The organism is Algicella marina (genome assembly GCF_009931615.1).
In the GTDB taxonomy this organism is placed as follows: Bacteria; Pseudomonadota; Alphaproteobacteria; order Rhodobacterales; family Rhodobacteraceae; genus Algicella; species Algicella marina.
In genome coordinates this window covers 3950548-3974751 of sequence record NZ_CP046620.1, presented here as the reverse complement: position 1 = coordinate 3974751, position 24204 = coordinate 3950548, and the positions used below count along the sequence as shown (strand labels likewise).

General features: G+C 63.9%; 23 protein-coding genes. 2 read left to right on the top strand and 21 right to left on the bottom strand.

The features are described 5' to 3' along the window. Positions 1 to 33: 33 nt before the first annotated feature. From GO499_RS19510 to ruvC, 15 genes are all read right to left on the bottom strand, one after another. Complete coding sequence (locus tag GO499_RS19510) at positions 34 to 615, bottom strand: MOSC domain-containing protein (protein ID WP_161863760.1); 582 nt, start codon at positions 613 to 615, stop codon at positions 34 to 36. A 119-nt stretch (positions 616 to 734) separates the two neighbouring features. Then, complete coding sequence (ftsH, locus tag GO499_RS19505) at positions 735 to 2663, bottom strand: ATP-dependent zinc metalloprotease FtsH (RefSeq protein ID WP_161863759.1); 1929 nt, start codon at positions 2661 to 2663, stop codon at positions 735 to 737. An 88-nt stretch (positions 2664 to 2751) separates the two neighbouring features. After that, entirely contained in the window at positions 2752 to 3990 is a 1239-nt protein-coding gene (gene tilS, locus GO499_RS19500) for a tRNA lysidine(34) synthetase TilS (protein WP_161863758.1), read from the bottom strand. Next, on the bottom strand, positions 3990 to 5006 hold the full coding sequence (ybgF, locus tag GO499_RS19495; protein WP_161863757.1) for a tol-pal system protein YbgF: 1017 nt from the start codon (positions 5004 to 5006) through the stop codon (positions 3990 to 3992). Before ybgF ends, tilS begins: the two co-directional genes overlap by 1 nt. Before the next feature lie 41 nt (positions 5007 to 5047). Beyond that, positions 5048 to 5584, bottom strand: coding sequence for a peptidoglycan-associated lipoprotein (locus GO499_RS19490; protein WP_161863756.1), 537 nt, complete (start codon positions 5582 to 5584; stop codon positions 5048 to 5050). 120 nt (positions 5585 to 5704) lie between these two features. Beyond that, positions 5705 to 7042: a Tol-Pal system beta propeller repeat protein TolB gene (gene tolB / locus GO499_RS19485; RefSeq protein WP_284154825.1), complete on the bottom strand. Its 1338-nt coding sequence runs from the start codon at positions 7040 to 7042 to the stop codon at positions 5705 to 5707. A gap of 105 nt (positions 7043 to 7147) precedes the next feature. Continuing rightward, complete coding sequence (locus GO499_RS19480; protein ID WP_161863755.1) at positions 7148 to 8449, bottom strand: hypothetical protein; 1302 nt, start codon at positions 8447 to 8449, stop codon at positions 7148 to 7150. Between the two features lie 6 nt (positions 8450 to 8455). Then, entirely contained in the window at positions 8456 to 8950 is a 495-nt protein-coding gene (tolR, locus tag GO499_RS19475) for a protein TolR (protein WP_161863754.1), read from the bottom strand. A gap of 3 nt (positions 8951 to 8953) precedes the next feature. Further along, complete coding sequence (gene tolQ, locus GO499_RS19470) at positions 8954 to 9658, bottom strand: protein TolQ (RefSeq protein WP_161863753.1); 705 nt, start codon at positions 9656 to 9658, stop codon at positions 8954 to 8956. 142 nt (positions 9659 to 9800) lie between these two features. Then, positions 9801 to 10202, bottom strand: coding sequence for a tol-pal system-associated acyl-CoA thioesterase (ybgC, locus tag GO499_RS19465; RefSeq protein WP_161863752.1), 402 nt, complete (start codon positions 10200 to 10202; stop codon positions 9801 to 9803). Beyond that, positions 10199 to 10846: a hypothetical protein gene (locus GO499_RS19460; protein WP_161863751.1), complete on the bottom strand. Its 648-nt coding sequence runs from the start codon at positions 10844 to 10846 to the stop codon at positions 10199 to 10201. Before GO499_RS19460 ends, ybgC begins: the two co-directional genes overlap by 4 nt. Continuing rightward, positions 10839 to 12353: a hypothetical protein gene (locus tag GO499_RS19455; RefSeq protein WP_161863750.1), complete on the bottom strand. Its 1515-nt coding sequence runs from the start codon at positions 12351 to 12353 to the stop codon at positions 10839 to 10841. Before GO499_RS19455 ends, GO499_RS19460 begins: the two co-directional genes overlap by 8 nt. A gap of 65 nt (positions 12354 to 12418) precedes the next feature. Then, positions 12419 to 13450 (bottom strand): Holliday junction branch migration DNA helicase RuvB, encoded by a 1032-nt coding sequence (gene ruvB, locus GO499_RS19450; protein ID WP_161863749.1) that lies wholly within the window; start codon positions 13448 to 13450, stop codon positions 12419 to 12421. 3 nt (positions 13451 to 13453) lie between these two features. After that, positions 13454 to 14131 carry a Holliday junction branch migration protein RuvA gene (gene ruvA, locus GO499_RS19445; protein WP_161863748.1) on the bottom strand — a complete coding sequence of 226 codons (678 nt, stop codon included), beginning with the start codon at positions 14129 to 14131 and terminating at the stop codon, positions 13454 to 13456. Further along, positions 14128 to 14637, bottom strand: coding sequence for a crossover junction endodeoxyribonuclease RuvC (ruvC, locus tag GO499_RS19440; protein WP_161863747.1), 510 nt, complete (start codon positions 14635 to 14637; stop codon positions 14128 to 14130). Before ruvC ends, ruvA begins: the two co-directional genes overlap by 4 nt. 261 nt (positions 14638 to 14898) lie before the next feature. On the opposite strand from ruvC, the gene GO499_RS19435 reads away from it, so the two are divergent. Next, entirely contained in the window at positions 14899 to 15120 is a 222-nt protein-coding gene (locus tag GO499_RS19435) for a DUF1127 domain-containing protein (RefSeq protein ID WP_161863746.1), read from the top strand. A gap of 57 nt (positions 15121 to 15177) precedes the next feature. Here GO499_RS19435 and GO499_RS19430 read toward each other — a convergent pair whose 3' ends face one another. From GO499_RS19430 to GO499_RS19415, 4 genes are all read right to left on the bottom strand, one after another. Continuing rightward, the gene (locus GO499_RS19430; protein ID WP_161863745.1) at positions 15178 to 16047 is read right to left on the bottom strand and encodes a 50S ribosomal protein L11 methyltransferase; all 870 of its coding nucleotides are present in this window, start codon (positions 16045 to 16047) and stop codon (positions 15178 to 15180) included. Positions 16048 to 16196: 149 nt separating this feature from the next. Further along, on the bottom strand, positions 16197 to 16859 hold the full coding sequence (msrA, locus tag GO499_RS19425) for a peptide-methionine (S)-S-oxide reductase MsrA (protein WP_161863744.1): 663 nt from the start codon (positions 16857 to 16859) through the stop codon (positions 16197 to 16199). Positions 16860 to 16869: 10 nt separating this feature from the next. Beyond that, positions 16870 to 18225: an MATE family efflux transporter gene (locus GO499_RS19420; RefSeq protein ID WP_161863743.1), complete on the bottom strand. Its 1356-nt coding sequence runs from the start codon at positions 18223 to 18225 to the stop codon at positions 16870 to 16872. Further along, the gene (locus GO499_RS19415) at positions 18222 to 19466 is read right to left on the bottom strand and encodes an MFS transporter (protein ID WP_161863742.1); all 1245 of its coding nucleotides are present in this window, start codon (positions 19464 to 19466) and stop codon (positions 18222 to 18224) included. The genes GO499_RS19420 and GO499_RS19415 overlap by 4 nt, the downstream gene beginning before the upstream one ends. 228 nt (positions 19467 to 19694) lie before the next feature. Between GO499_RS19415 and GO499_RS19410 the strand changes: the two genes are divergently transcribed. Beyond that, the gene (locus GO499_RS19410; protein ID WP_161863741.1) at positions 19695 to 22076 is read left to right on the top strand and encodes an EAL domain-containing protein; all 2382 of its coding nucleotides are present in this window, start codon (positions 19695 to 19697) and stop codon (positions 22074 to 22076) included. Between the two features lie 71 nt (positions 22077 to 22147). On the opposite strand, the gene rpsD is transcribed toward GO499_RS19410, so the two are convergent. After that, on the bottom strand, positions 22148 to 22768 hold the full coding sequence (rpsD, locus tag GO499_RS19405; protein WP_161863740.1) for a 30S ribosomal protein S4: 621 nt from the start codon (positions 22766 to 22768) through the stop codon (positions 22148 to 22150). Positions 22769 to 22948: 180 nt separating this feature from the next. Beyond that, positions 22949 to 24148 carry a GAF domain-containing sensor histidine kinase gene (locus GO499_RS19400; protein ID WP_161863739.1) on the bottom strand — a complete coding sequence of 400 codons (1200 nt, stop codon included), beginning with the start codon at positions 24146 to 24148 and terminating at the stop codon, positions 22949 to 22951. Between the last annotated feature and the right edge of the window lie 56 nt (positions 24149 to 24204).

Sequence of the window (24204 nt, the reverse complement as noted above, 5' to 3'; positions counted from 1 at the left end):
AAGATCAAGTCAGCCGAAGGTTGCAGGTATCGTTCATCCGTGCGCCCACAGGCGTTGGGGCGGGATATGCAGGCGCAGCCGGTCGCCGATCTTCAGGCTGCCTTGGCGTTCCACCCACGCCGTCACGCCCCTGCGGCCCGTCGCCGCAGCCTTGTATCCCTTGCCGAGCCCGGGGTGTTCCTGCTCGATTTCCTTGGCCGGAAACTGGCACGGTGCATTCTCCATGTCGACGGTCATGCTGGTGCCGTTGCCCGCGATCAGGCGGGAGGACGGCGGGATTAGCGTAAAGTCCGGGATACCACGCAGGATGATGTTCGCCCCCACCCACGTCGGATCGATTGCCGGCACACCCATCGCCGCCGCCGTCGCGTCCAGTTCCTCCTCCGAAAGGATGGTGATCTGGCGAACATTGCGGATCTCGGTATGGCGCGGATACTGCGACGTGACGCGGGAGCAGGACATCCGCACCAGCCCGCCATGATACTCGCCAGCGATTCCCTCGTACCGCAAGTCCATGGCTTCCACCGGATCCGCTCGCAGCGTCACCTCCCGGTCTGCCACGCGGCCCAGCCAGGTAATTTCGCCATAATGATCGGTCGGGGAAAGAATGGGCATTTTGTCGGTCCGTTCTGCTTGCCTGCTCCGCGCTAACCTAGCCAGCAGCAAGGGGTGAGACAAACGAAAGGCCGTGATGGCAACCATCACGGCCTGATCTATTCAACGCAGCATCAGGTTCAGACGGACGGTTCCGGCTCCATCCCGCCATCGGCACTCGGCTTGCGGCGCGGCTTGCCTGCCTTCGGAATCGCGGCGATACCGCTGGTGTCGTCGCCCTGATCCGGCGCATCGTCCTCATCGGATCCCCGATTCAGCGGCTCGCCCCGGATGACCTTGCCGATTTCCGGCCCGGTCAGCGTCTCGTACTCCAGCAGCCCCTGCGCCAGCCGGTGCAGATCCTCGTTCTTCTCGGTCAGGATCGCCTTGGCCCGCTCATAGCCCTCATCGACGATCTTGCGCACTTCGGCGTCGATCACCTCATGGGTCTCCGGTCCCGCATTGACGCCCCCGCCCTGCGGGCCGAGGTAGGTCATCTGCTCATTGGCGTAGTCGATGTTGCCCAGTGTCTCGGACATGCCGAACTGCGTCACCATCGCCCGCGCGATCCGTGTCACCTGCTGGATGTCGGACGAGGCACCCGAAGTCACGTTCTCCGGCCCGAAGATCAGTTCCTCCGCAACCTTGCCGCCCATCGCCATCGCGATCTTGGATTTGTACTTCGTCTTGGTCACCGAAAGCTGGTCCCGCTCCGGCAGCGACAGTACGAGGCCCAGTGCCCGGCCGCGCGGGATGATCGTCGCCTTGTGGATCGGATCATGCTGCGGCACGTTCAGGCCGACGACCGCGTGCCCGGCTTCGTGATAGGCTGTCAGCTTCCGCTCCTCGTCGGTCATGACCATGGAGCGGCGCTCCGCCCCCATCATCACCTTGTCCTTGGCGTTCTCGAAATCCTCCATCGTCACAAACCGCTTGCCCGTGCGGGCCGCCATCAGCGCCGATTCGTTCACGAGGTTTGCCAGATCGGCGCCCGAGAAACCGGGCGTCCCGCGCGCAATGATCCGCAGGTCCACATCCGGCCCCAGCCGGATCTTGCGAGCATGCACTTCGAGGATCTTTGTGCGGCCTTTGATATCCGGGTTTGTAACCTGCACCTGACGGTCGAACCGGCCCGGGCGCAGCAAAGCGGGGTCAAGCACGTCCGGCCGGTTGGTGGCGGCCAGCAGGATCACGCCCTCGTTCGCCTCAAACCCGTCCATTTCTACCAGAAGCTGGTTCAGCGTCTGCTCGCGCTCATCATTGCCGCCGCCATAGCCGGCGCCACGGTGGCGGCCCACGGCGTCGATCTCGTCGATGAAGACGATGCAGGGCGCGTTCTTCTTGGCCTGCTCGAACATGTCGCGCACACGCGATGCACCGACACCCACGAACATCTCGACGAAGTCCGAACCCGAGATGGTGAAGAAGGGCACGCCCGCCTCACCCGCGATGGCGCGGGCCAGCAGGGTTTTACCGGTGCCCGGCGGGCCGACGAGCAGCGCGCCTTTCGGAATCTTGCCTCCGAGGCGGCTGAATTTCTGCGGGTCGCGCAGGAAATCAACAATTTCTTCAAGCTCTTCCTTGGCCTCGTCGATGCCGGCCACATCATCGAACGTCACCTTGCCAGATTTTTCCGTCAGCATCTTGGCCTTGGATTTGCCAAAGCCCATCGCCCCGCCACGGCCACCGCCTTGCATCCGGTTCATGAAGAAAATCCAGACACCGATCAGCAGCAGGAACGGCAGCCAGATGCCAAGCGCCGCCATCACGCCGCTCTGTTCCTGCGGAACCGCATCTATTTCGACTCCGGCATCTCGCAGCGTCGGCACCAGTTCCGAATCGCGCGGCTGGATTGTCTTGGTCCGCGTCCCGTCCGTGCCGAAGATGTAGACATTCTCGCCATCGAGCTGGACCTTGGTCACCTGATTGGCTTCCACCCGCTCCAGGAAGGTCGTGTAGCTTACCTCCTGCGCGCTGCCGTTTGGCCCCGCCGTACTGAACACCTGAAACAGTGCCAGCAGCAGCACGAATAGGATGATCCAGAACGCGATGTTTTTGGAATTGCCCACAAAAAGACTCCTGTTGATCCGGCTCTCCCTGCCGGCAAAGCACGACACCCGCTGTCAGCCCCATAACATATGGTCCGTTGCCGGGGTTTCAACGGCCCGCGAGGCGCTGAAAAAACGCCGCCGGCCCGAGAACCAGCACACAATCGCATTCTTTTGCTTCCTTTGCAAAGGGTGCGGCAATCAGTTCCGCGTCGCGAAAGATGCCGGGCACTGTCAGCAGCGCCGTGCGCGGATGTCCCAGCGCCCGCCAGTCGCCCAGTTGCGCCAGCCCGTCCGCCCCCAGCGCCCGCACCTCCGTTCCGTCTGGTCCGTTGGTCCGCCAGCGCCCGTCCCAGACTTTCCCGGCAATCACCGGCCCACCGGCCTTGTCCGGCTCCCGCACAAGGATCACCGTCTCGCCCAGCGGTTCCGCCACCACGCCGTGCAGCGTGCGGCCGGCGAATCCCGGCTCGCGCAGCCCCTGAAGAAATTCCCGCAGCGCTGCGATCCGCGGCCGGTAGATCGTGCCGCCCACCCAGTTCAACGCCGCCGCCAACAGACGCAGCCGTGTCTCCTCCGCCAGTGTTGCCAGCGCCTCCGGCTGTATCGTCATATATCCCAGCGGATCTGGCCTCAGCACATCACCTGCCGCCTCAGCCGCCAGCGCCTCCAGCGCCGTTCGTGCCATGGCCATCCGGTCCGCCGTTGCCGCCAGCCGCTCTGGCCATAGTCCAAGGTCTTCCAGCAACGGCATTGCCTTGCGCAGCCGAACCCTGTCGAAACGCTGGTCGTCGTTGGAAGGGTCTTCCACCCAGCCAATTCCCTGCGCTGTCAGCCAGTCGCGCAGATCCGACCGCCGCGCCTTCAGCAGCGGCCGCAGCCACGGCACATGTTCGCCACGGCTCACCGTCTGCATCGCTGCCAGCCCGTCGACACCGGAGCCCCGCGCCAGCCGCATCAGGAACGTCTCCGCCTGATCGTCGAGCGTGTGCCCCAGCGCCACACCCGCAAGCCCCTGCGCAGCAGCCCATGCCCCAAGCAGCCGCCGCCGCGCTGCCCGCGCTGCATCCTGCACGTTGCCGGCACCGTCCCATCCACGCCATTCCAGGATATCGCAGGTCAGGCCCAGCGCCCGCGCTGCCGCGGCCACGCCCTTCGCCTCCTCCGCCGCCTCAGCCCGCAAGCCGTGATCAACGGTCGCCACGGCGATCTCCCGGCCACTTGCCGCCAGCAGATGCATCAGGGCCACTGAATCGCTGCCGCCGGACACCGCCACGCCAAGCCTCCCGGCCGGAGCATTGCGCAACCCGGCCGCCAGCGCCGCTTCCGGCCCGACATGACCCGCCATCAGAGACAGGAAAGCGTCTGCTGCTCCGTTTGCACCTGCTGAAGTATCGCGGGCGACGCCGCCGGATAGCGGTTCAAAACCTCCTGCAGCGTCTGGCAGGCTTCGGGCACCCGCCCCAGCATTCCCAGACTGCGCCCAACCTTGTAGAGCGCCTCGGGCGCCCTCGGTCCTTCGGGCTGGCCGCTGAACGTATCAAGATAGGCCCGCGTCGCATTCTGCCAGTCGCCGGAGCGGGCAAAGGCTTCACCGCGCAGGAACTGCGCCTCGTCGCTCAGCGCACCACCGGGATAGGTCAACAGGTACTCGTTGAACAGCAGCGTCGCCTGCGCGTCGTTCCCCGCATCGAAAGCCGCCTTGGCCCTGTCGAAGGTCTCCTGTTCCGCCAGCGCCAGTTCCGGCCGCGCCGTATCCGTGCCGCCGGAAAGGTCAGGCACCGGAGGCAGCGTCGTGGACGGGTCGGTGGTCACCGGCGCGCTCGTCACGGGGTCGAGCGTTGTCGTCCCGTTGGCGAACCCCTCCGCCAGCCCGGCGGTGGGCGTGCCGTCGCGCAGCCGCGGTCTCACCGCGCCGGTGATCGGCACATCGGTAGAGGCCGTGCCGCCAGCAGTCGCCGGCGGTTGCGCAGTTCCGCCCGATTGCGTCCCCAGCGGCGGTGTCGCCGGAATGTTGCCGATGTCGCCGCCTTCCAGTTCGGTCACCCGGTACTTCAGGTCATCCAGCCGGTTGGTGCCGTCGGATACGACCTTCTCGACCCGCGCACGCAGTTTCTCCACCTCACCGGTCACCCGCGTGACTTCGCTCTCCAGCAGTTGGATCCGTTCCAGGATCGGTGCAGCGTTGACGATCCCGGCGTTCACCTGCCCCGCACCGCCCTGCAACTCCTGCCGCAGTCCGGTGATCATTCCCTCCAGCGCCGTCAGATCAGTGCGGATATCGCTCAGCGATTCACCCTCGATCGGTTGCGCCGGGGCAAAACCCGGCACAAGACACAACACCGCAATCGCCAAAATCCGCATGGCCCACTCTCCCATGTCCGTTATGCGTTACCCCGGAAGGCTCAAGCCCCCGGGAAGCCGGAAACCACCGTCACCGCCCGCCGGTTCTTGGCATAGCAGCTTTCCTGAGAGCAGACTTCGATGGGTCGCTCCTTGCCGAACGGAATGATCGTCAGGCGGCTGTCGGGCAGCCCCTTTGTCACCAGGTAATCGCGCACCGCCGCCGCACGGCGATTGGACAGCGCTATGTTGTAATCCCGGGTGCCCTGCTCATCCGCATGGCCCTCGATGGTGATTTGCCCGCCCGGATGCGCCAGCAACCATGTGGCCTGCTGGTCCAGCGTCGTCCGCGCTTCCGCCGTCAGCAGGTGCTGATCCACGGGAAACAGCACGCGGTCGCCGATCACCTGGGTGAAATAGGCTGGGCTGTTGGGGTCGATGGGGCGCCCGTCCGGCCCCAGCACGGTGCCCGCACCGGTGCCGAAATTGTCATCCAGCGACCCGCCGCCGTTGCCGAACAACCCACCGGCATCTTCGCCACGGCTGCACGCCGCCAATGCCAGAACCATGCCGACCAAAAGAATTCTCGTTGTTTTCATGCCTGTTACCGCCTTCCGGTGCCTGCTCGCCAAGTATTTTCCACGGAGCTTTCGCGCCCCTTGGCTGCTTTTTAGCATGTTTGCAAGGGTTCGCCTACTGTCAACGGCGTTTCGGCACGGTTACGGCAGCAGGCCGGACCAGCCCGGATCGGACGCGAAATTCGGCGTCGGCAAACGCTTCAGGTTCCGCCCGGTGATGTCCACTGTCCACAAAGACGGCGCACCACCCTCGCCTTCGGTCTCCCGCAGGAAGCTGATGACCCGGCCATTCGGGGACCATGTCGGCGCTTCGTCGAGAAAGCTCGTCGTCAACAGCCGCTCGTCGGAGCCATCGGTACGCATCACCCCGATATGGAACCGCCCCTGGTTGATCTTGGTAAAGGCGATCAGGTCACCACGCGGTGACCAGACCGGCGTGCCGTATTTCCCCTGGCCGAAGCTGATCCGATTGCCCTCGCCGCCACTCGCCGGCATCACGTAAAGCTGTTGCTGGCCGGACCGATCGCTCTCGAACACGATCTGGCTGCCATCCGGTGAATAGCTCGGCGCGGTTTCGATCGCGGGCGAGGATGTCAGCCGCGTGCGTGTACCGGAGGCCAGGTCGACGCGATAGATATCCGTGTTCGCCCCGTCGTTCAGCGACATCACCACCGATTGCCCGTCCGGCGAGAACCGGGGCGCGAATGCCACCTGTCCGAAATCACCGAAACTGCGGCTCTGCAATGTCGCAACATCCAGCAACCGTACCTGCGGTTTGCCGCTGGCATAGCTGGTGAAGATGATGCTGCGGTCGTCCGGCGACCAGCGCGGGGCCAGCACCAGCGTGCTGTCATCCGTCAGGTAGGTCACGTTCGCGCCATCCTGATCCATCACCGCGATCCGCTTCTTGCGGTCGGATTTCGGCCCTGTCTCGGAAACAAAGGCGATCCGGCTGTCGAAATAACCCGCCTCACCCGTCAAACGGGAGTAGACCTGATCGGAAACCTTGTGCGCCATGCGCCGCCAGGATCCGGCCGGGCCGGCGAACTGCTGGCCAGAGCCGAGTTCACGCTGCAACTCTACGTCCCAAAGCCGGAATTTGACGGCAATCCGCCCGTCCGACGTTGTGCTGACGGAGCCGGTGACCAGCGCAGCGGTGTTGATTGGCGACCAGTCGCTGAACTGCACCGGCGCATCGAAATTGGTGATACGCCCGATATGCGCCTCCGGCGGAATTTCCCGGAACAGACCTGTGCCAGACAGGTTGGCCTTCACAACGTCCGTCAACTGGCGGGCGACATCGGCGGCGCCGGGGTTCTCCGGCACAAAGGTCGGGGCGGCAAAAGGCAGCGGCTCGACCGAGAAACTCTCGATTGTACCGCAAATTGTCGTCTCGTCCGGGCACGATGGCTGCGCCAGGCCGGCAACCGGCATCATCATCGCCAGCGCCGTCAGCGCCGCTGCAAAAGCCTGTTTCATGTCTTCCCCACTCCTGCTCTCGCGCCTTGTTATCTGAGCGTCATTCTGTCCGGGTCAACTCTGTCAGCGAAGCTTTGCCTGCTCTCCGCCCCTTTGGCACTCACCTTACCAGGAAAGTGCCTTCCGTCTCGGATCGAACGTCAACTGTGCGTTCTGCCAGCGGCCATAGCTCTCTGCCGGCAGGATCATGTTCTTGTTGCCGCAACGGTTCACCGCGCGAATGGCCGATGTCACCGCCTGCTCCAGACCCGGTTTGCGCCAGTCCGAGGGTTCGACCACCTCCACGCTGCCACCCACCACGGAACCGTCCGGCTCCAGCGCGAACCGCAGCGTGAAAACGATCTGGTTGGCATTCGCGGTTCCGGGATCGAAGACCCAGCAATCGGCGATACGTGCGAAAAAGGCGCTACTGTCGACGGAGTTGATCGGCGGCCCCAAAGGCACATCCCGCGCCGCCGCCGCAGCAGCCTGTGCCTCGGCTTCGGCCTCCGCCTGCTTCAGCGCATCGGCAATCGCCTTCGCTTCGGCATCCGCCGTTTCCTGCTCCGCCTGTTGCGCAGCCTCGGCCTCCGCCGCTGCCGCCGCTTCCTGCTCCGCCTTGATCCTTGCCGCCTCGGCCATCACCGCCGCGATCTGTTCCTGCGCAGAGACCACCTTTTCGAAATCACGCGGTTTTACCCGCGGGCGGACAGAGGCAAGCTGCTGCGCTTCCAACTCTTCGGGTGTCGGCTCTTCGGGCTGGTCCTCGACCACCTCTTCCGGCGTCTCCTCCGGTTGCTCCTCAGCCACCGGTGTCTCTTCAGGTTGCTCCTCGACCGGATCTTCCTCTTTTGGCGTGTCGGAAGATGTGTCGATCTTCGGCGAAGATTCCTTCGGCGGCGGCGGCAATCCCGGCGAGCGTGGAGGCGCGTTTGAACTGCTTGCTCCCGGCAGCGAGGGTGTCGGACGCGAAGGCGCCCGCGGTGCCGAGGGAATAGAGGTCGCGGGCATGTTCGTCGCGATCTGCGTATCCGCCACTTCCTCGATCTCGCCCACGTCCACAGCTACTTCCGGTTGGGCCAGCGCCTCCAGCAACGCCGACAGATCGGCCGCCTTGTCCTGCTCCGACGGGTCCTCGACATAGTCCTGAACCGTTTCCTCCGGTGCCACATCTGCCTCGGCCACCTCGACGTCGAACTCATCCTCGAAGCTCGGTATTTCCATGGTCTCGAACTCGGTCATCGCGATGTCGGGCGCCACTTCCGGCGCACTCGGCGGCGGCTGGTTGAACTCGGAGGCGTCAATAAGCTCGACGGTGGTTACCGTCTCCTGCTTCTGCTCATGCGGGTCCAGCCAGGGCAAGCCGAAGGCCGCGATCAGCAGAAATACCGCATGCGCCCCCCCTGATATGGCAAACCCTGTCTTCATCCCGCGTTACTGGTTGCCTCCCTCGCCGGAGGCTCCGTTCAGCAGCGGTCCGCCCCCATCGGTCACCAGACCGATGTTGCGATACCCGGCGGCATTCAGCGCGCCCATCACGATGGCAATCTCGCCATACGGCAATGTCGTGTCGGCCCGCAGGAAAATCTTGTCATCCGACCGCTGCGCGATCACCGCCCGCAGCAGCGGCACCAACTGCGCCTTGTCGACTTCCGTCTCCTGCACCAAAACCTTGCCATCTGCCTGCATGGTAATGGACAGCGGCTCTTCCCGCTCCTGCTGCAGGGCCTTCGCTGCCGTCTCCGGCAGTTGCACCGGCACCCCCACCGTCAGCAGCGGCGCCGCGACCATGAAGATGATCAGCAGCACCAGCATGACGTCCACGAACGGGGTGACGTTGATCTCGGCCATCGGCTTGTTGCGCACCCGGCCCTTCAGCCTGCCGCCACGTCCGCCGCCTCCGCCCTTCTGCATCACGCCCGCGCCCATGGCTCAGTCCTCCGACACTTCGATCTGACGGGACAGGATCATCGAGAACTCGTCGGCAAAGGCTTCATGCCGCGCATTCAGCCTGTCCGCATCGCCGGACAGCTTGTTGTAGAACACCACCGCCGGAATCGCCGCCAGCAGGCCAAGCGCCGTCGCCAGCAGCGCCTCGGCGATCCCCGGCGCCACAACGGCGAGGTTCGTGGACTGCTGGATCGCGATTTCCTCGAAGGCATACTTGATGCCCCAGACCGTCCCGAACAGCCCCACGAACGGAGAGATCGACCCCACCGTTGCCAGGAAGCCCAGCCCCTTGGCGATATCGTCGCTCTCGCGCCCGATCGCCACGTTCATCGCCCGGTCGATCCGCGCCTCGGCCCCCGCGATCATCCGCGCATCCGTGCTCAGCGATCGCCGCCATTCCTTCATGCCGGCGACAAAGACCTTCTCCGATCCGCCACGCGGATCATCGCTGATTTCCTCGTAAACCTGATCCAGCGCCTGCCCGGACCAGAAGGCATCCTCGAAACTGTCCGCATCCGCCCGCGCGCGCCGATAGGTGATATGCTTCTGGATGATGATCGCCCAGGACCAGATCGAGGCGACGATCAGGATGACCATCACGATCTTTACGGTGATCGTGGCCCGCAAAAAAAGCGCCAAAAGCGAAAAATCAAGTTCGCTCGCTGCGCCGAGTGCTTCCGTTTCCATACTGCCTGCTCTCTCGCGTACTGCCGCAACGCCGGTCATTCATGCCAGCTTGAGGCCTATGATAGCCTACTAAAGTCGGTTTGTGTCGAAAATACGCTGAAATGTCCACAAGAGAAGGCAATACCGGGCAACCCTGCCACGTCTATTCCATCAGTGTGGCAAGTTGCTGGCGAATTTCCGCCGGAAGCCGCGCGGGCCGCCCGCCAAGGCTCATGATCGCCACCTTCACCGACGCCGCCACCAGCACCGTTTCCCCTCGCAGCACCCGCTGGTCCATCACCATTGTCGCCCCGCCCAGCTTCGACGTCACCGTTTCCACCACCAGTACGTCGTCCATCCGCGCCGGGGCCAGATAGTCGATCTCCACCCGTCGCACCACGAACACGATCCCCAGCCGGTCGCGCATGTCCAGCTGGTCGCAGCCAACCTCCCGTACCGCATCCGAACGCCCCCGCTCCAGGAACTTCAGGTAGTTGGCGTAATATACGATCCCCGCCATGTCCGTGTCCTCGTAATAGACACGCAGGCTCATTCGATGCGTCATGCCAGATCTCCCAGAAGCAGCCCCGCCCGCGCCGCCAGCCGGTACGCCAGCGCCGGGTCGTCGCTCGCGTCCGGCAGCGCCCGGTCATACCCCGCCCGGATCAGCGCCGCCACATCCGGCGCCACGATCGTCCCCGCCGGCACCTGCGCCAGCGGGCTGCGGTCGCGAAACGCCGTATCGGACCACAACAGCAGGCTGCGCGCCGCCTGTAATTGCGCCAGATCCTCCGCCGGCATCGCCGCCAGCGCCGCATCCATCCGCAGCAGGCAGACACAGAACCGGATCGCGCCGTCCGGCTCATGGGCGAAATGGCGATACTGGTTCGCGCCCGCCGCCTCCAGCCGCCCGATCAGCCCGTCGAAATCCGGCAGCATCCGTCCCATGTCCGGCACGTCGCGCAACTCCGCCCAGTCCCGGCAGAAGAACATCATGAAGTTGGAGCCAAACTCCGGGTCCGCTTCCACCAGCGAGAGGTCGGCAAGGCTCGCCACCACCCGCAACCCGTCCTTCAAAGGCCCGAGCGAGGCATCATCCGTCCCGAAAATCACCGGCGCCAGCGGCCGCGCCCACCGCGCAAACCGAAACGCCCCATCCGACTGCGTGAACATCCCCGCCACCCGCTCGGGCGTCAAAACCTCAGTCATTGCGCACCAGCCCGGAAAACCCTGCAACGGCAAGCAGCGAAAGCGCCCATCCCGCGATGATCTGCACCCAGTGGAACCCTCGTGCAACCGCGCCCAGCGTCGTCGCCTCGTCCGGCAGCCAGTATTCCTGCAACTCCAGATGCACGAGCGGCACCAGCACATCGAGCGAATAGAGCGCCGACTGAAACTCCGGGTAGCTTCGCGCCTCGGCCTGATCCTCGAAACAGTCCACCTGATGTGCGTAACCCTTGCCCTGCCAGCGCCTGCTTCGCTCCTGAAATTCTTCCGCCGACAGCTTGGCAATGTCGGGTTGCGTTGTCGCGCACAGCACCCATTCGTCCGACCTCAGTACGAAGGCATTGTTCGGCTTGAACGCCCCGTTTTCCCATGCCGTCCAATAAAGCAACACACCGACAAACCATATCGCCGCCAGTGGCCAAAGCGCCTGCAAGGGTCGGTAGCCGTAAGCAATGGTCCAACGCAAGAGCCAGTCCCACGCACTCCGCCACCAGAGCGCCCAGCCCCGGTAGCCAACCCGCTGCTTGTCATCCGCCCACTGCAACTCTTCCTTCCGGATCAGAACCTTCCGCGCATCCTTCCGATGCCCCATCTCGCGCAGCACTTTGGCGAGCTGCTCATAAGGCTGCGGCCAGAAATCTTCTCCAACCTTCGTAGGCTCCTGCAGGTCCAGCCAGCGCAACCGCGCTTCGGCGCTCACCGGCCCGCCGGTGATTGCGCCATAGCGGAACCCGTCAAGTCTCAGATCGCCCTTGCCGGGCCATGAGGCTTGATCATCAATAAGGTGTCCGACTTTCGCACCGGACAGCACCAGCGCACCCTCGGCCCGCGCCGGCCGCACCTCCCCATTCACTTTGCCGGACCGCCAGAAAAACGTGCCCGTCACGGTGCACTCGGTAGCGTTTAGCGCACTGCCACTCTCCCCCGCCGTGATCGTCCCACCATCGCACTCGAGGTTCCCGCCCAGCTTCGCCCCCAGCAGCCGCACCTCGCCCGTGGCGTGCGCACCGCGCAGGAACACACCGCCCGCAGCGTCCAACCCGTCGGCTGACAGCGCGGTGCCGGCCTTCTCTGCCGGCACCGCCCGCCCGAGGTGCGAGCCTTGGAGGTTCAGAAGCCGCAGCTTGGCGCGGCGCAGGAGCATCATTTCGGGGATGCGGCAATAGCCCAGAAGCAGATCACCCTTCACCGCGCAGCCTTCAAGGTCGAGCCCGCGTGTCTCTGCCCGTTCCGGCCCGTCGCCATCGATGTACGCACCCCACACCCGCACGCCCTTCGGCCCCGGTCGGCATGCCGCGCACCCGCCAAGGGCAAGGTAGCGGATTAAGCTGGCGCGGATGCGGCGGTTGCGGGGGGCGGGGTCGGGCGGGACGTCGTTGCCGATGACCACGATGAGGCCCGTCCAGGCCCAGGTGGCCAGCACCTTTTCAGCGGGCCAGAGCGGCTCGAAGTCCTCAAGTCTGGTGCCGAAATGCGGCTCTTTGCTCATCTGCAATCACCCATACCAAAACCATACCGAACCCATACCAAATCCATACTTCAAAAACGCCGTTTTCAGTCCGGCTCGAAAAGCTGTCCCTGCCCCGGTGGTTTCGGGGCCGTCAGCCCGAGATGCACCCAGGCCTTCTGCCCCAGCATCCGCCCGCGCGGCGTGCGCAGGATCAGTCCCTGTTGCAGCAGGTAGGGCTCGATCACCTCCTCGATCGCGTCCCGCGCCTCGCTCAGCGCCGCCGCGATCGTCTCCACGCCCACCGGCCCGCCGCCATAATTTTCAGCCAAAAGAAGGAGATAGCGCCTGTCGGCCCCGTCGAGCCCGAGGTCGTCCACCCCCAGTCGCGTCAGCGCCCGGTCAGCAATCGCCCGGTCGATCCGCCCGTCACCCTCCACCAGCGCGAAGTCCACGACCCGGCGCAACAGCCGCCCCGCGATCCGCGGCGTACCCCGTGCCCGCCGCGCAATCTCCTCCGCACCCTCCTGCGTCGCCTCCGCATTCAACAGCCGCGCCGCCCGCGAAACGATGCTAACCAGTTCATTTACCGTATAAAATTCCAATCGCGTCGGTATCCCGAACCGGTCCCGCAGCGGCGTCGTCAGCAGCCCCAGCCGGGTCGTCGCGCCCACCAGCGTGAAGGGTTGCAGGTCGATCCGCACCGTCCGCGCCGCCGGGCCCTCCCCGATCACCAGATCCAGCTCGAAATCCTCCAGCGCCGGGTAGAGCACCTCCTCCACCACCGGGTTAAGCCGATGAATTTCATCGATAAACAGCACGTCGCGCGCTTCGAGATTGGTCAGGATCGCGGCCAGATCACCGGCCTTCGCCAGCACCGGCCCGGACGTCATCCGGAAGTTGACCCCCAGTTCCCGGCTGACAATTTGGGCCAGCGTCGTCTTGCCCAGCCCCGGCGGCCCGTAAAACAACGTGTGATCCATAGCCTCGCCCCGCCGCCGCGCCGACTCGATGAACACCGCCAGGTTCGCCCGCGCCTCCGCCTGCCCGACAAACGCATCCAGCGTCTGCGGCCGGAGCGCGCGGTCAATGTCCTGTGGCTGCTGCTGCCCACGCAGGTCCGGATCGGGCTCGCTCATCACTTATCCTTTCGGCGCCAGCAGCCGCAGTGCATCCCGGATCACGGCAGAGACCTCTGCACCGTCCTCCGCCGCCACAGTTGCCACCGCAGCGGCCGCCTCACCGGGCGCATAGCCGAGGTTTACAAGGGCAGACAGCGCATCGGCCTGAATGCCGGCATCGGCAACAGGCGGAGAGGCCACCACCGCATCCTGCGGTGCCTGCGGCCCCGCCGCAGGGGCTGCGGGCACGCCCGCAGCCGTGGCCGGTGCGGCCCCCTTCGCGCCCAGCGCCATCACTGCCGGTGCCTTGTCCTTCAGTTCCAGAATCACCCGCTGTGCCGTCTTTGGCCCGACACCCGGTGCCGCCTTCACCGCCGCCACATCACCCAGCGAGATTGCCCGCCCTACGCCGTCCGGTCCCAGCGTGCCGAGAATGGCCATCGCCACCTTTGCCCCGATCCCCTGCACTGAGGTCAGCAACCGGTGCCACTCCTTCTCCGCCGGCGTCAGGAACCCGAAGAGTTGCATCAGGTCTTCCCGCACCACCAGTTCCGTATACAGCGCCACGAACGATCCTGCCTCGGGCAGCGCTCGCAACGTCCGCTCCGAGCAATGCAGCACGTAGCCGACCCCCCCGGCCTCGACCATGGCGTAGTCCAGCCCGCAATGGTCCAACCGCCCGGTGATCTTGCCGATCATGCGCCAGCCGCCCGGGCCAGCGCAGCATCCAGCTTGCCCGCGAATTGCGCGTGGTGGGCATGGCAGAGCGCGATCGCCAGCGCATCCGCCGCATCCGGTCCGGCGATATCGATTCCGGGCATCTGCATCCGCACCATATGCTCTACCTGCTGCTTTTCCGCGTGGCCGACACCGACGACCACCTTCTTCACCGCATTTGGAGCATATTCCGCAACCACCAGCCCTGCCTGCGCCGGCACCAGCAACGCGATCCCGCGCGCCTGTCCCAGCTTCAGCGTGCCCGCGGCATCCTTGTTCACGAAGGTATGTTCCACGGCAGCCGTCTCCGGCGCATAACGCGCGACAACTTCGGTCAACTGCCGATGCAGATCGCACAATCGCACTGCCAGATCGCCCCCGGCAGAGGTGCAGACACCATTGGCGACATGCCGCGTTTTCTGGCCATCGACATCAACGATACCCCAGCCCATCCGCCTCAAGCCCGGATCGATCCCGATCACCCGCATATCTGCCTCACATTTTCGTTGAATTGTACTTAGCACGAAAGGTGAACAGACGCCAAGCGGCATCGACGAGGCACTTTCGCGACACGGCCCGATCCGAAAACGACACCGTTAACCAAACCCCTGCGACTCTTGCAAAAAATGCATGCGAGCCATGCAAAAATACCATTTGCGCCGGACCGGCAACTCTCATATGTGCGCCGAGCCGATACCGCCCCCCGGCCGGTAAATTGTAACACTTCAGCCAGTACAAGGAATGCCCCGATGGCTCTTATCGAGACCCCCCGCACAGCGCCGTTCGGCGCAATCACCGTCTACCAGGTCGTGTCGCTGGCCGACGAACTCTATGCAGCCGTCCGCCGCTGGTGGCTGACCCGTCAGACGGAAAAGGCCCTCGCCGGTCTGACCGATCGTGAGTTGGCCGATATCGGTCTGGAACGCGGCATGATCACGGAGCTTTCGCAAGGCCTCGCAGCCCGCGCCTGATATTCTCGCCGATTACAGGTGTGAAAGCCCACTCCGCCAGTCCCGGGGTGGGCTTTTTCATGCGCGCTCAAGCGTCAACGTGGTCCATTCGCCGATGCGCCGACGCCGACGCACCGCGAAACCGTGGCCCTCGTAAACATTCTCGACAGACACCGCCTGCCTGTTGAGAATACCCGACAGGATGGCAAAACCGCCCGGTTCAATGTGCAGGCTCATATCAGGCGCCAGCCGTTTCAACGGCCCGGCGAGGATATTGGCCATCACCAGATCGAACGGCGCCCGCGCCCGCAGTACGCCACTGCGAAACCCCGGCGCACGTACACAGGGCACACCCGCGCCAAACCCGTTCGCCACCATATTGGCCCGCGCCGTCGCCACTGCGATCCCGTCGATGTCGGCGGCGATCACCTCACGATGAAACGCCGCCCGCGCAGCCATGGCCAGCACGCCTGTACCGCAGCCGATGTCGGCAGTGTTGCGCGCGACCCGCCCTTGCCGGATCAGAGCATCCAATGACAACAGGCACCCCTGCGTCGTCGCATGATGGCCGGTGCCAAAGGCCATCGCCGCCTCGATCTGCAAGCCGATCTTCTGCGCGGGAATGCGCGCCGCGTCGTGGGAGCCATAGACGACGAACCGTCCCGCCTCCACCGGCGAAAGCTCGCGGCGCACTTGCGCAACCCAGTCCCTGTCATCCAGCTTGCTGACGGCAAATGGCGCAGCACCGAAGACCGCTGCCAGCAGGGCCAGCGCAGCCGTGTCGGGACGTTCGAGGAAATAGCCGCCGACTTCCCAGGTACCGCTGCCGTCCTCGATCTCGAAAACGCCGACGCCGGTCGGCGCCGGCTCCAGCCGTTCCATCGCGTCGCCCAGCCGCTCGGCGGCATCGCGTGCCTTAAGTGTCGTCAACGCCGTAAAGGTGGTCATGGCTCAGGCCCTCGCTGTCTTCGGCGAGAGCTTTAGGTCAGAGTGCTGCAAATCACCAGCCCCGCAACGCGCAACAGGAAGAAGAGGGGCGCAAACGCCCCATCTCGCCGCGCACTGGCGGGTCGCAGATCGGCGCTCCGCCCACAGGCTCAGGCCTCGGTTGCAACACCCGTGCCGATCGGGCAAGCCACGCCGGTGCCGCCGATGCCACAATAACCAGCCGGATTCTTGGCGAGGTACTGCTGATGATAGTCCTCGGCGTAATAGAATGGTCCCGCAGCCCGGATTTCGGTGGTGATTGCCTCGCGGCCCGCCGCATTCAACCGTTCCTGATACAGTGCCTTGCTCGCCTCTGCCGCCGCCTTCTGCGCCTCGCTGGTGTAATAGATGGCGGAGCGGTACTGCGTGCCGACATCGTTACCCTGACGCATGCCCTGCGTAGGGTCATGTCCCTCCCAGAACACCTTCAGAACCTGTTCGAAAGAAATCACCGTCGGGTCGAAGACCACCAACACAACCTCGTTCTGTCCGGTCTGCCCCGTGCAGACCTCACGGTAGGTCGGGTTCGGCGTCGCACCGCCGGCATACCCTACGGCGGTCACCCACACACCCTCCAGTTTCCAGAAGATCCGCTCCACACCCCAGAAACAGCCCATACCGATCTGTACCTGTTCCATTCCCTCTGGGAACGGCCCGTGCAACTTGCGCCCGTTGACGAAATGCGTTTCCGCCGTCGGAATCGGCTCGCTGCGGCCCGGCATCGCGGCACCGGCATCCGGCATTTCCGGTTTCTTGCCCAGCCCAAAAATCATCTGTTCCTCCTCATCCGGGCGCGGCGACAGGCACACGCCCTCTCAGGCTCTTTACATAGTGCCACCCGGCGGCCGCTGCCACCACCCCGACGATGACACCTGCCACAGCCTGCGCATAGATTACCCCCGCCGCGCCCAGCCAGCCGCCCATCAGCAAGGCCGTGGGGTACATCAACAGCCCGTCGCGCAACCAGTTGAAACCGGTGCTCCACAACGGCCGGTCCAGATTGTTGAAAGCAGAATTGGCCACAAACAACGCCCCGGTGAAAAGGAATGCTCCGGCTGCATAGCGCGTGAACGCCCGCACAACCTCGGCTCCCTCGATCGACAGGGCGAAGGAGCGGATCATCCAGCCATCCGCCGCCGCCAGCGCCGCCCAGACCACAAGCGTATAAACCACGCAGAACTTCAGAGCATCCAGATAGGTCGCAGCCACCCGATCCATCCGCCCGACGCCGTAATTCTGGCCGAAGATACCACCGATGGCACCGGACAGTGCAAAGATACCTCCGAAGGCCAGCACCGTCAGGCGCGTCACCACACCCCAACCGGCCACGGCGCTGTCGCCATGCTCGGCAATCGCCAGGGTCAGCACCCAATTGCCGAACGGCGTCGACATCTGCGTGGCCACAGCCGGCATCGCGATGGCCATGAATGGCACCCAGGTGGCACGGATGTCCTCCCAGCGCGGGCGCCCGAACAGGCCATGCCACCGCGCCACCATCCAGAACCCCACGGCAGCCGACACGCAGCGCGACACCGCCACCCCGTAAGCCGCGCCATCCACCCCCAGCCCTGCCCAGATGATCAGCGCGGGGTCCGCAACCAACGACACCGCCCCGGCGGAAAGTGTGACGCTCATGGATTGCAGAGCCTCGCCCTTGGCCCGCAGCACGGCGGCAGCCACCATCGACAGCGCCATGACCGTCAGCGATGGCGTGGACAGGGCGAGGTACCTCGCCCCGATCTCCAGCGTCTCGCCCTCGGCACCGGAAACGGCAAGTATCTCCCGCCGGAAGATCAGCACCAGCACCGCCACCGCTGTCTGCAACCCGACCGTCAGCACCATGGCAGACGTCGCCAGCCGCCGTGCGCCGTCATTGTCGTTGCGCCCGAGGGCCCTGCTTACCAATGCCAGCGTCGCAATCATCAGCCCGATCCCGACCGACACGGCGGCAAACTGGATCGTCCAGGCAAACCCCACCGCTGCCACCAGTTGCTCGTCCCGCAACTGCCCGATCCACCACAGGGCGATGAAGTCGACGAGGAACATGAACAGCAGGCCCGCAGATCCGGCAACGGTCATCACCACCACATGCCGAAGGGTGGAGCCGGTGACAAACCGCGGCTCACCGGCCCCGCTCATTCCGCCGGTGCCAGCAGCCGTTTCTGAAATATCGTCTCATGCCCGGCGGAGGGATGCCGCGGAATCAGCATCGCCAAGCCGAGCGAGACCAGAGCCATCGCCGCCGCCAACCCGAACACCATGCCGGGATCGACCAGCCACAGGTAGCCAAGCAGTGCCGGCAGGAACACGGCCGCAATATGGTTAATCGTGAATGAAACTGCCGCCGTCGGTGCGATGTCCCGCGGGTCGGCGATTTTCTGGAAGTAGGTCTTCAGCGCAAAGGCCAGCGCGAACAGCATATGGTCGATCACGTACAGCGCCCCAGCCAACAGCACACCCCATCCGAAAAAATAGATGCCACCATACGCAAGGAATACCAGCGCCAGCCCGACATACTCGAACATCAGCGCCCGCCGTTCGCCAAACCGCTGAACCATGCGACCCATCAACGGCGCGAAAACCATGTTGGCGATGAAGTTGATAAGAAACAGCGCCGTAAGCTGATGCACCTCCATCCCGAAACGCTCCACCATCATGAAGGCCGCGAACACAATGAATATCTGCCGCCGCGCGCCAGACATGAACTGCAGTGCGTAATACAACCAATAGCGCCGCCGCAGCACGAAACTCTTGTTCTGCGGCTCCGGCGCCTCGAATTGAGGATAGAGGAAGAAGCACATCACCGCGATCGCCACCGTCGCGCCTCCGCCGACCATGTACACAAGGTTGTAGCTCAACCCCAGCGACTTCCAGCCGACCACCAGCACACCGTAGGCCAGCAACGACGCACCACTGGCCACGGCAAGCAATTTGCCGAGCACCTGCGGCGCCTCCGCCTTCGGTATCCATTGCAGTTGCAGAGACTGGTTTACCGTCTCGTAGTAATGAAACCCGATGGAGGAGATCATCGTGGTGATCAGCAGGCCCTCGAAACTCGGGAACCACGCTGTCACCGCCGTTGCGGCACCCAGCATCGCCAGCGAAACGATGCCCAGAACCTGCTCTCGCACGAAGATGATGATCGCGATGACGCCGATGGCAAGAAATCCAGGTATTTCGCGCACGGAATGCAGCCAGCCGATATCGGCCCCGTCAAACCCGGCCACCTCGATGACGAAGTTGTTCAGAAGCGCCGACCATACAGCGAAAGCCAGCGGCATCGCCGCCGCCATGATCATCAACAGCGCGATAGGCCTTTGCAGGAAAGGGGCCTTCTCTGCCTCCGCAAGGGGCACGATCTGCAATCTTCGGGACGCCATATCGAGCCTCTAGCCGCTGCCGGCGTCAAAGGCGAGATCAAAAACACAAGCGTTATCGAAACCTGAACGTTTTTATCAACTGTTAAGGGTTTGTTTTCTTTCTCGCCTCAAGCTTGCGCCATAGGGGGAGAAAAGGGGCATGATACGTCTTGCGCTTGCATATTTGTGTAGCCGTCAGTCGGCGATGCAGAAAGGTCTGGCACACTCTTTGACCAGGTGGATCAGGTCATGATACGCCGCCATGTATCCAAACTCGAACGGCGCAGTTTCCTGCTCGTCGTCTTTGCCGTCGTGGCCATTCAATTGCTCGGCGACGCTTGGGCAATTCGCGATGAGACACGCAGCCATTTTCGTGAGATGGAGGAACAGGCCACATTGCTGGCAACGATCACCGCCCGCTCGGTATCCGTCCCGCTGGCAAAGGCAGACATGGCGCAGGTGGAGGCGACATTCGCCGCCCTCCGGCTTGACCCCGATTTTGTTGAGGCGACACTTACGGACACCACTGGCAAACTTCGGGCGCGCCTGACGGCCACGTCCGGCCCGCCCGCAGGCGGCATGATCAGCCGGGTCGTGCCGGTCGTCCTCGCCGGTGTCGCCCCCAACACGCCCCTTGGCGAGTTGGAACTGGTCTTCTCGACCAGACTAATTGCAACCGAGAACCAGGCACTGGTGTCGCTTGCCCTTGCCCGGTCGCTGCTGATGCTCGCCCTGACGTCAGCGGTTCTGTTCTACATCGCCCGGCGCATTTCCCGGCCGCTCAGCCACCTTCGGGTGGCCATCGGCCATATTCAGGCCGGAAACTACGGCCACTCACCTGCCGGTCTGGACCGAACTGACGAGATCGGAGATGTCGCCCGCGCCATTGAGGTGTTCCGCCGCGACGCCATCGAGATGGCAGACATTCGACGTCACACCGACAAGGTCGCCAGGGACGAACGGCGCCGCATCCGCGCAGCGCTCGAATCCACCCAGGACGCGGCCCTCATCATCCGTGAAAACGGCCAGATCGTTTTCCAGAATGAACCGGCCCGCCGCGTGCTGGCCGATATATTCAGCATTGGCAGCAACGGCATGACACAGATCGAGGACCCTCAGGACAGGCAGCGCATTGCCAGCGCCATACTGGAGCGCAAGGGCCTGGAGTGCGAAATCGCAATCATTCCGGCACACGGCACCGAAGAAAGCCCCCGCACGCGCGGTGTCCCTTACCGCCTTCGGATCAACCCGATCTACGATACGGAAGGAACGTATCTCGGTGTTGTCGTTCTGGCCACCGACATCACCGTGCAGGTGCGGGCGGCCGCCCGGATCCGCCACGTCGCCAATCACGACAGCCTCACGGGGCTGGCAAATCGCCGGATGCTGGAAGAACGTCTCGCCGACGCGCTGGCAAGCTCGAGGCCGCATGCTCTTCTTCTTATCGATCTCGACCGGTTCAAGACGATCAACGATACCCTCGGCCATCCGGTCGGTGACGCCCTGCTGACGCATGTTGGCGAGATACTTTCGGCCCATGCAGCCGGCAGTGGCTTCGCGGCCCGCCTCGGTGGCGACGAGTTTGCGATGCTGTTCCATGGATCGGACGCCCCGGACATTGCCCGCCGCACGGCGGAAAACCTCGTTGCCCGTCTCTCGGAGCCCGTGGATTTCGGCGAGAACACGGTCCAGACGGGTGCCAGCATCGGCCTCACGGTGCTCGAACCCGGCCGCCTCAGCCTCGCCGATGCCCTCCGCAGGGCCGACCTTGCTCTCTACGAGGCCAAGCGCGATGGGCGCGGTCGCTTCGTCGAATTCCGCGCAGCACTGGAAGACGACAGACGCCGCAAGATCGGCATCGAGAGCGCTTTGCGCTCAGCACTGAAGGACCGCGTCATCAAACCGGCCTTCCATCGCCAGATCGCAATAGCCAGTGACAGGCTGATCGGTTTCGAGGCCCTCGCCCGCTGGACGGATCCGGATCACGGCATGATCAGCCCGATGGAGTTCATCCGTGTGGCCGAAGACACCCAGCAAATCCGCGAACTCACCCACCAGATGTTGTCTCATGCCTGCAACGCGGCGGCAGGCTGGCGGGAACACGGTTTTCATGGCCGTGTCGCAGTCAACATATCGACCAGCCTCCTCGTCGGCCCACTGGTCGAGACGGTGCAGGATGTTCTGATGCTGACGCGATGCCCCGCTTCGGCGCTTGAACTGGAATTCACAGAAACCGCATTCCTCAACCGTGATGACCGCTGCCGCGAAACCATGATCGCTCTTCGCAATCTCGGAATCCGGATGACGCTGGATGATTTCGGTTTGGGCCACGCCCCGCTCGGACTCTTGCAGGATCTGCCCGTAGACAGCGTCAAGATCGACCGGTCGCTCATTCGCACTGTGGACAGTTCCGCCCAAACCCGCGCCGTCGCAACGGCGATAACCGAACTTTGCCATGCGCTCGGCATGCAGGTCACCGCCGAAGGCGTGGAGACGGACAGGCAACTCGCCGTTCTCGGCGAAATCGGTGTCGATGCGGCTCAGGGCTTCCTCTATGGCCGCCCCGCCGCCTACGAGACCTTCATCAATGAAATCCGCAGCCTGCGCACGGAAACGAATGCAACGGCCTGAACCACCGCCCATGATACGAGAAAGGCCGCCCGATAAGGGGCGGCCTCGCAAATTCCGGAAAGTCGGAAAAATCAGTTCTTGGCGTAATATTCGACCACCAGATGCGGTTCCATCATCGCCGCGTAAGGCACGTCGGAGAGCGACGGGGTACGCACGAATTCCGCAGTCATCTTGGAGTGATCAGCCGCCACGTAATCCGGCACATCACGCTCTGCCAGCTGTACGGCTTCCAGCACGACTGCCAACTGCTTGGACCGGTCACGAACAGCGATCACATCGCCTTCCTTGACGGTGTAGGAGGGGATGTTTACCCGCTGGCCGTTCACGGTGACATGGCCGTGGTTCACGAACTGCCGTGCGGCAAAGATCGTCGGCACGAACTTGGCGCGATAAACGATGGCGTCGAGGCGGCGCTCCAGCAGACCGATGAGGTTCTCACCCGTATCGCCCTTCAGACGGGTCGCTTCGGCATAGATGCGGCGGAACTGCTTTTCGGTCAGGTCGCCGTAGTAGCCTTTCAGCTTCTGCTTTGCGCGAAGCTGCAGACCGAAATCGGAGAGCTTGCCCTTGCGGCGCTGGCCGTGCTGGCCCGGGCCATACTCACGGCGGTTGACGGGCGATTTGGGGCGGCCCCAGATGTTTTCGCCCATGCGGCGATCGAGTTTGTACTTGGCAGACGTGCGTTTGGTCACGGCTGGATCCTTTCATCAATGTATGAAAGGTGCTTTCCTTTGCCGTCACCACCCTTGGTTCCGGCCGACAGGCATCCCCTCGCGGGGGCCACAAACACCAAAACAGCCGGGGCTGGCCCCGACCGAAGCCCGCTTTTTAAACGGCACGGTCGCGGAGTCAAGTCCCGCCGGCAAAATCCGTCAGACAGCGTCCGGCATCGTGAAGGTGAAGATCGTCCTGCCGTCCGCATGGCCCACCTCCAGTGTGCCGCCATGACCCTTCGCGATCTCCGCCGCAATGTACAGCCCCAGCCCCAGCCCTTCCTTGCTGGACCGTTCCCCGCCCTGCTCGAACGGAAGAAACAGGTTGGCCTGTTGCTCTGGCGGAATGGGATCGCCGCCATTCGCCACCGCCACGACGAGTGTCCCATCCTCGACCGTCGCCTTGAAATCAATGGCATCGCCAGACGTGCCGTGGGTCACAGCGTTTGCCAGCAGGTTCGATACCAGTTGCGCAAGCCGGGCACTGTCGCAGCGGATCATTTCCGGAAGGCTGATGTCCGCCGCGATCTCCCGGTCCGGAAGCACGGCATTCAACTCTTCGACTAACGTGTGCAAAATCGGCGGCAACTCATCGTTGAGTTCCGGCCGCACGATAATCGCCGTACCCTGCCGCTCCCGCGCCTGGGTCAGCAGGTCCTCGATCAGGTTGGACATCCGCCCGACGGAGCCTTTCAGCAGCGTCACGACCTGTTTCGCCTGACCGTCCACGCCAAAGCGCTCCAGCATCCGCAAACCGGACGATATGACGTTGACCGGGCTGCGCAGATCATGCGCCAGGATGGCGATGAACCGTTCCTGTACCTCCGAAAGGTGTCGCTCGCGCGCCACCGCCTGTTCGGATTTTCGCAGCTTGACGTCCGCATCCAGTCCCTCGCCGATCAACCGGGCAAACAGCCGGAACATCGAAAGCACCCGCTCGTCCTTCAGGTTCCGCGGCTCCGGGTCGATGGCACACAACGTGCCGAAGAAACGCCCATCCTCCAGCGTGATCGGTACGGAAATGTAACTGCGAAATCCGTACTGCGCCGGCGTGTGATGATTGCAGTATATCTCGTCGTTCATCACGTCGTTGATGACGATCTCTTGGCTGGATTCCCGAACCTCGTTACACAGCGTCGTTTCAACGTCCAACTCGCTTCCCGGCTCCAGGCCGAAGGAAATGTAATCGGCCGTTCGGCAAGTGATCCAGCGGGATTCGGTTACCCGCGCCACGGCGGCAAAGCCCATACCCGTCGCCAGAAGCACCGTGTCCAGCAGGGTCGGAACCTGAGTGCTGCGTCCTATGGCGTCAATGTCGTCCTGAAAATCGGCCGCGCCGGTATCTACCGCACCTTCCATTTCAACAATCCACGTCTTTCATCGCCACCCGCTCCGGCGGCAGCCCCCATGGCGCA

Excerpts from the sequence above, each read along its gene's own strand:
- GO499_RS19510 (WP_161863760.1), bottom strand. The coding sequence starts at position 615 with ATGCCCATTCTTTCCCCGACCGATCATTATGGCGAAATTACCTGGCTG.
- tilS (WP_161863758.1), bottom strand. The coding sequence starts at position 3,990 with ATGGCGGGTCATGTCGGGCCGGAAGCGGCGCTGGCGGCCGGGTTGCGC.
- ybgF (WP_161863757.1), bottom strand. The coding sequence starts at position 5,006 with ATGCGGATTTTGGCGATTGCGGTGTTGTGTCTTGTGCCGGGTTTTGCC.
- GO499_RS19490 (WP_161863756.1), bottom strand. The coding sequence starts at position 5,584 with ATGAAAACAACGAGAATTCTTTTGGTCGGCATGGTTCTGGCATTGGCG.
- tolB (WP_284154825.1), bottom strand. The coding sequence starts at position 7,042 with ATGAAACAGGCTTTTGCAGCGGCGCTGACGGCGCTGGCGATGATGATG.
- GO499_RS19480 (WP_161863755.1), bottom strand. The coding sequence starts at position 8,449 with ATGAAGACAGGGTTTGCCATATCAGGGGGGGCGCATGCGGTATTTCTG.
- tolR (WP_161863754.1), bottom strand. The coding sequence starts at position 8,950 with ATGGGCGCGGGCGTGATGCAGAAGGGCGGAGGCGGCGGACGTGGCGGC.
- tolQ (WP_161863753.1), bottom strand. The coding sequence starts at position 9,658 with ATGGAAACGGAAGCACTCGGCGCAGCGAGCGAACTTGATTTTTCGCTT.
- ybgC (WP_161863752.1), bottom strand. The coding sequence starts at position 10,202 with ATGACGCATCGAATGAGCCTGCGTGTCTATTACGAGGACACGGACATG.
- GO499_RS19460 (WP_161863751.1), bottom strand. The coding sequence starts at position 10,846 with ATGACTGAGGTTTTGACGCCCGAGCGGGTGGCGGGGATGTTCACGCAG.
- GO499_RS19455 (WP_161863750.1), bottom strand. The coding sequence starts at position 12,353 with ATGAGCAAAGAGCCGCATTTCGGCACCAGACTTGAGGACTTCGAGCCG.
- ruvB (WP_161863749.1), bottom strand. The coding sequence starts at position 13,450 with ATGAGCGAGCCCGATCCGGACCTGCGTGGGCAGCAGCAGCCACAGGAC.
- ruvA (WP_161863748.1), bottom strand. The coding sequence starts at position 14,131 with ATGATCGGCAAGATCACCGGGCGGTTGGACCATTGCGGGCTGGACTAC.
- ruvC (WP_161863747.1), bottom strand. The coding sequence starts at position 14,637 with ATGCGGGTGATCGGGATCGATCCGGGCTTGAGGCGGATGGGCTGGGGT.
- GO499_RS19435 (WP_161863746.1), top strand. The coding sequence starts at position 14,899 with ATGGCTCTTATCGAGACCCCCCGCACAGCGCCGTTCGGCGCAATCACC.
- GO499_RS19430 (WP_161863745.1), bottom strand. The coding sequence starts at position 16,047 with ATGACCACCTTTACGGCGTTGACGACACTTAAGGCACGCGATGCCGCC.
- msrA (WP_161863744.1), bottom strand. The coding sequence starts at position 16,859 with ATGATTTTTGGGCTGGGCAAGAAACCGGAAATGCCGGATGCCGGTGCC.
- GO499_RS19420 (WP_161863743.1), bottom strand. The coding sequence starts at position 18,225 with ATGAGCGGGGCCGGTGAGCCGCGGTTTGTCACCGGCTCCACCCTTCGG.
- GO499_RS19415 (WP_161863742.1), bottom strand. The coding sequence starts at position 19,466 with ATGGCGTCCCGAAGATTGCAGATCGTGCCCCTTGCGGAGGCAGAGAAG.
- GO499_RS19410 (WP_161863741.1), top strand. The coding sequence starts at position 19,695 with ATGATACGCCGCCATGTATCCAAACTCGAACGGCGCAGTTTCCTGCTC.
- GO499_RS19400 (WP_161863739.1), bottom strand. The coding sequence starts at position 24,148 with ATGGAAGGTGCGGTAGATACCGGCGCGGCCGATTTTCAGGACGACATT.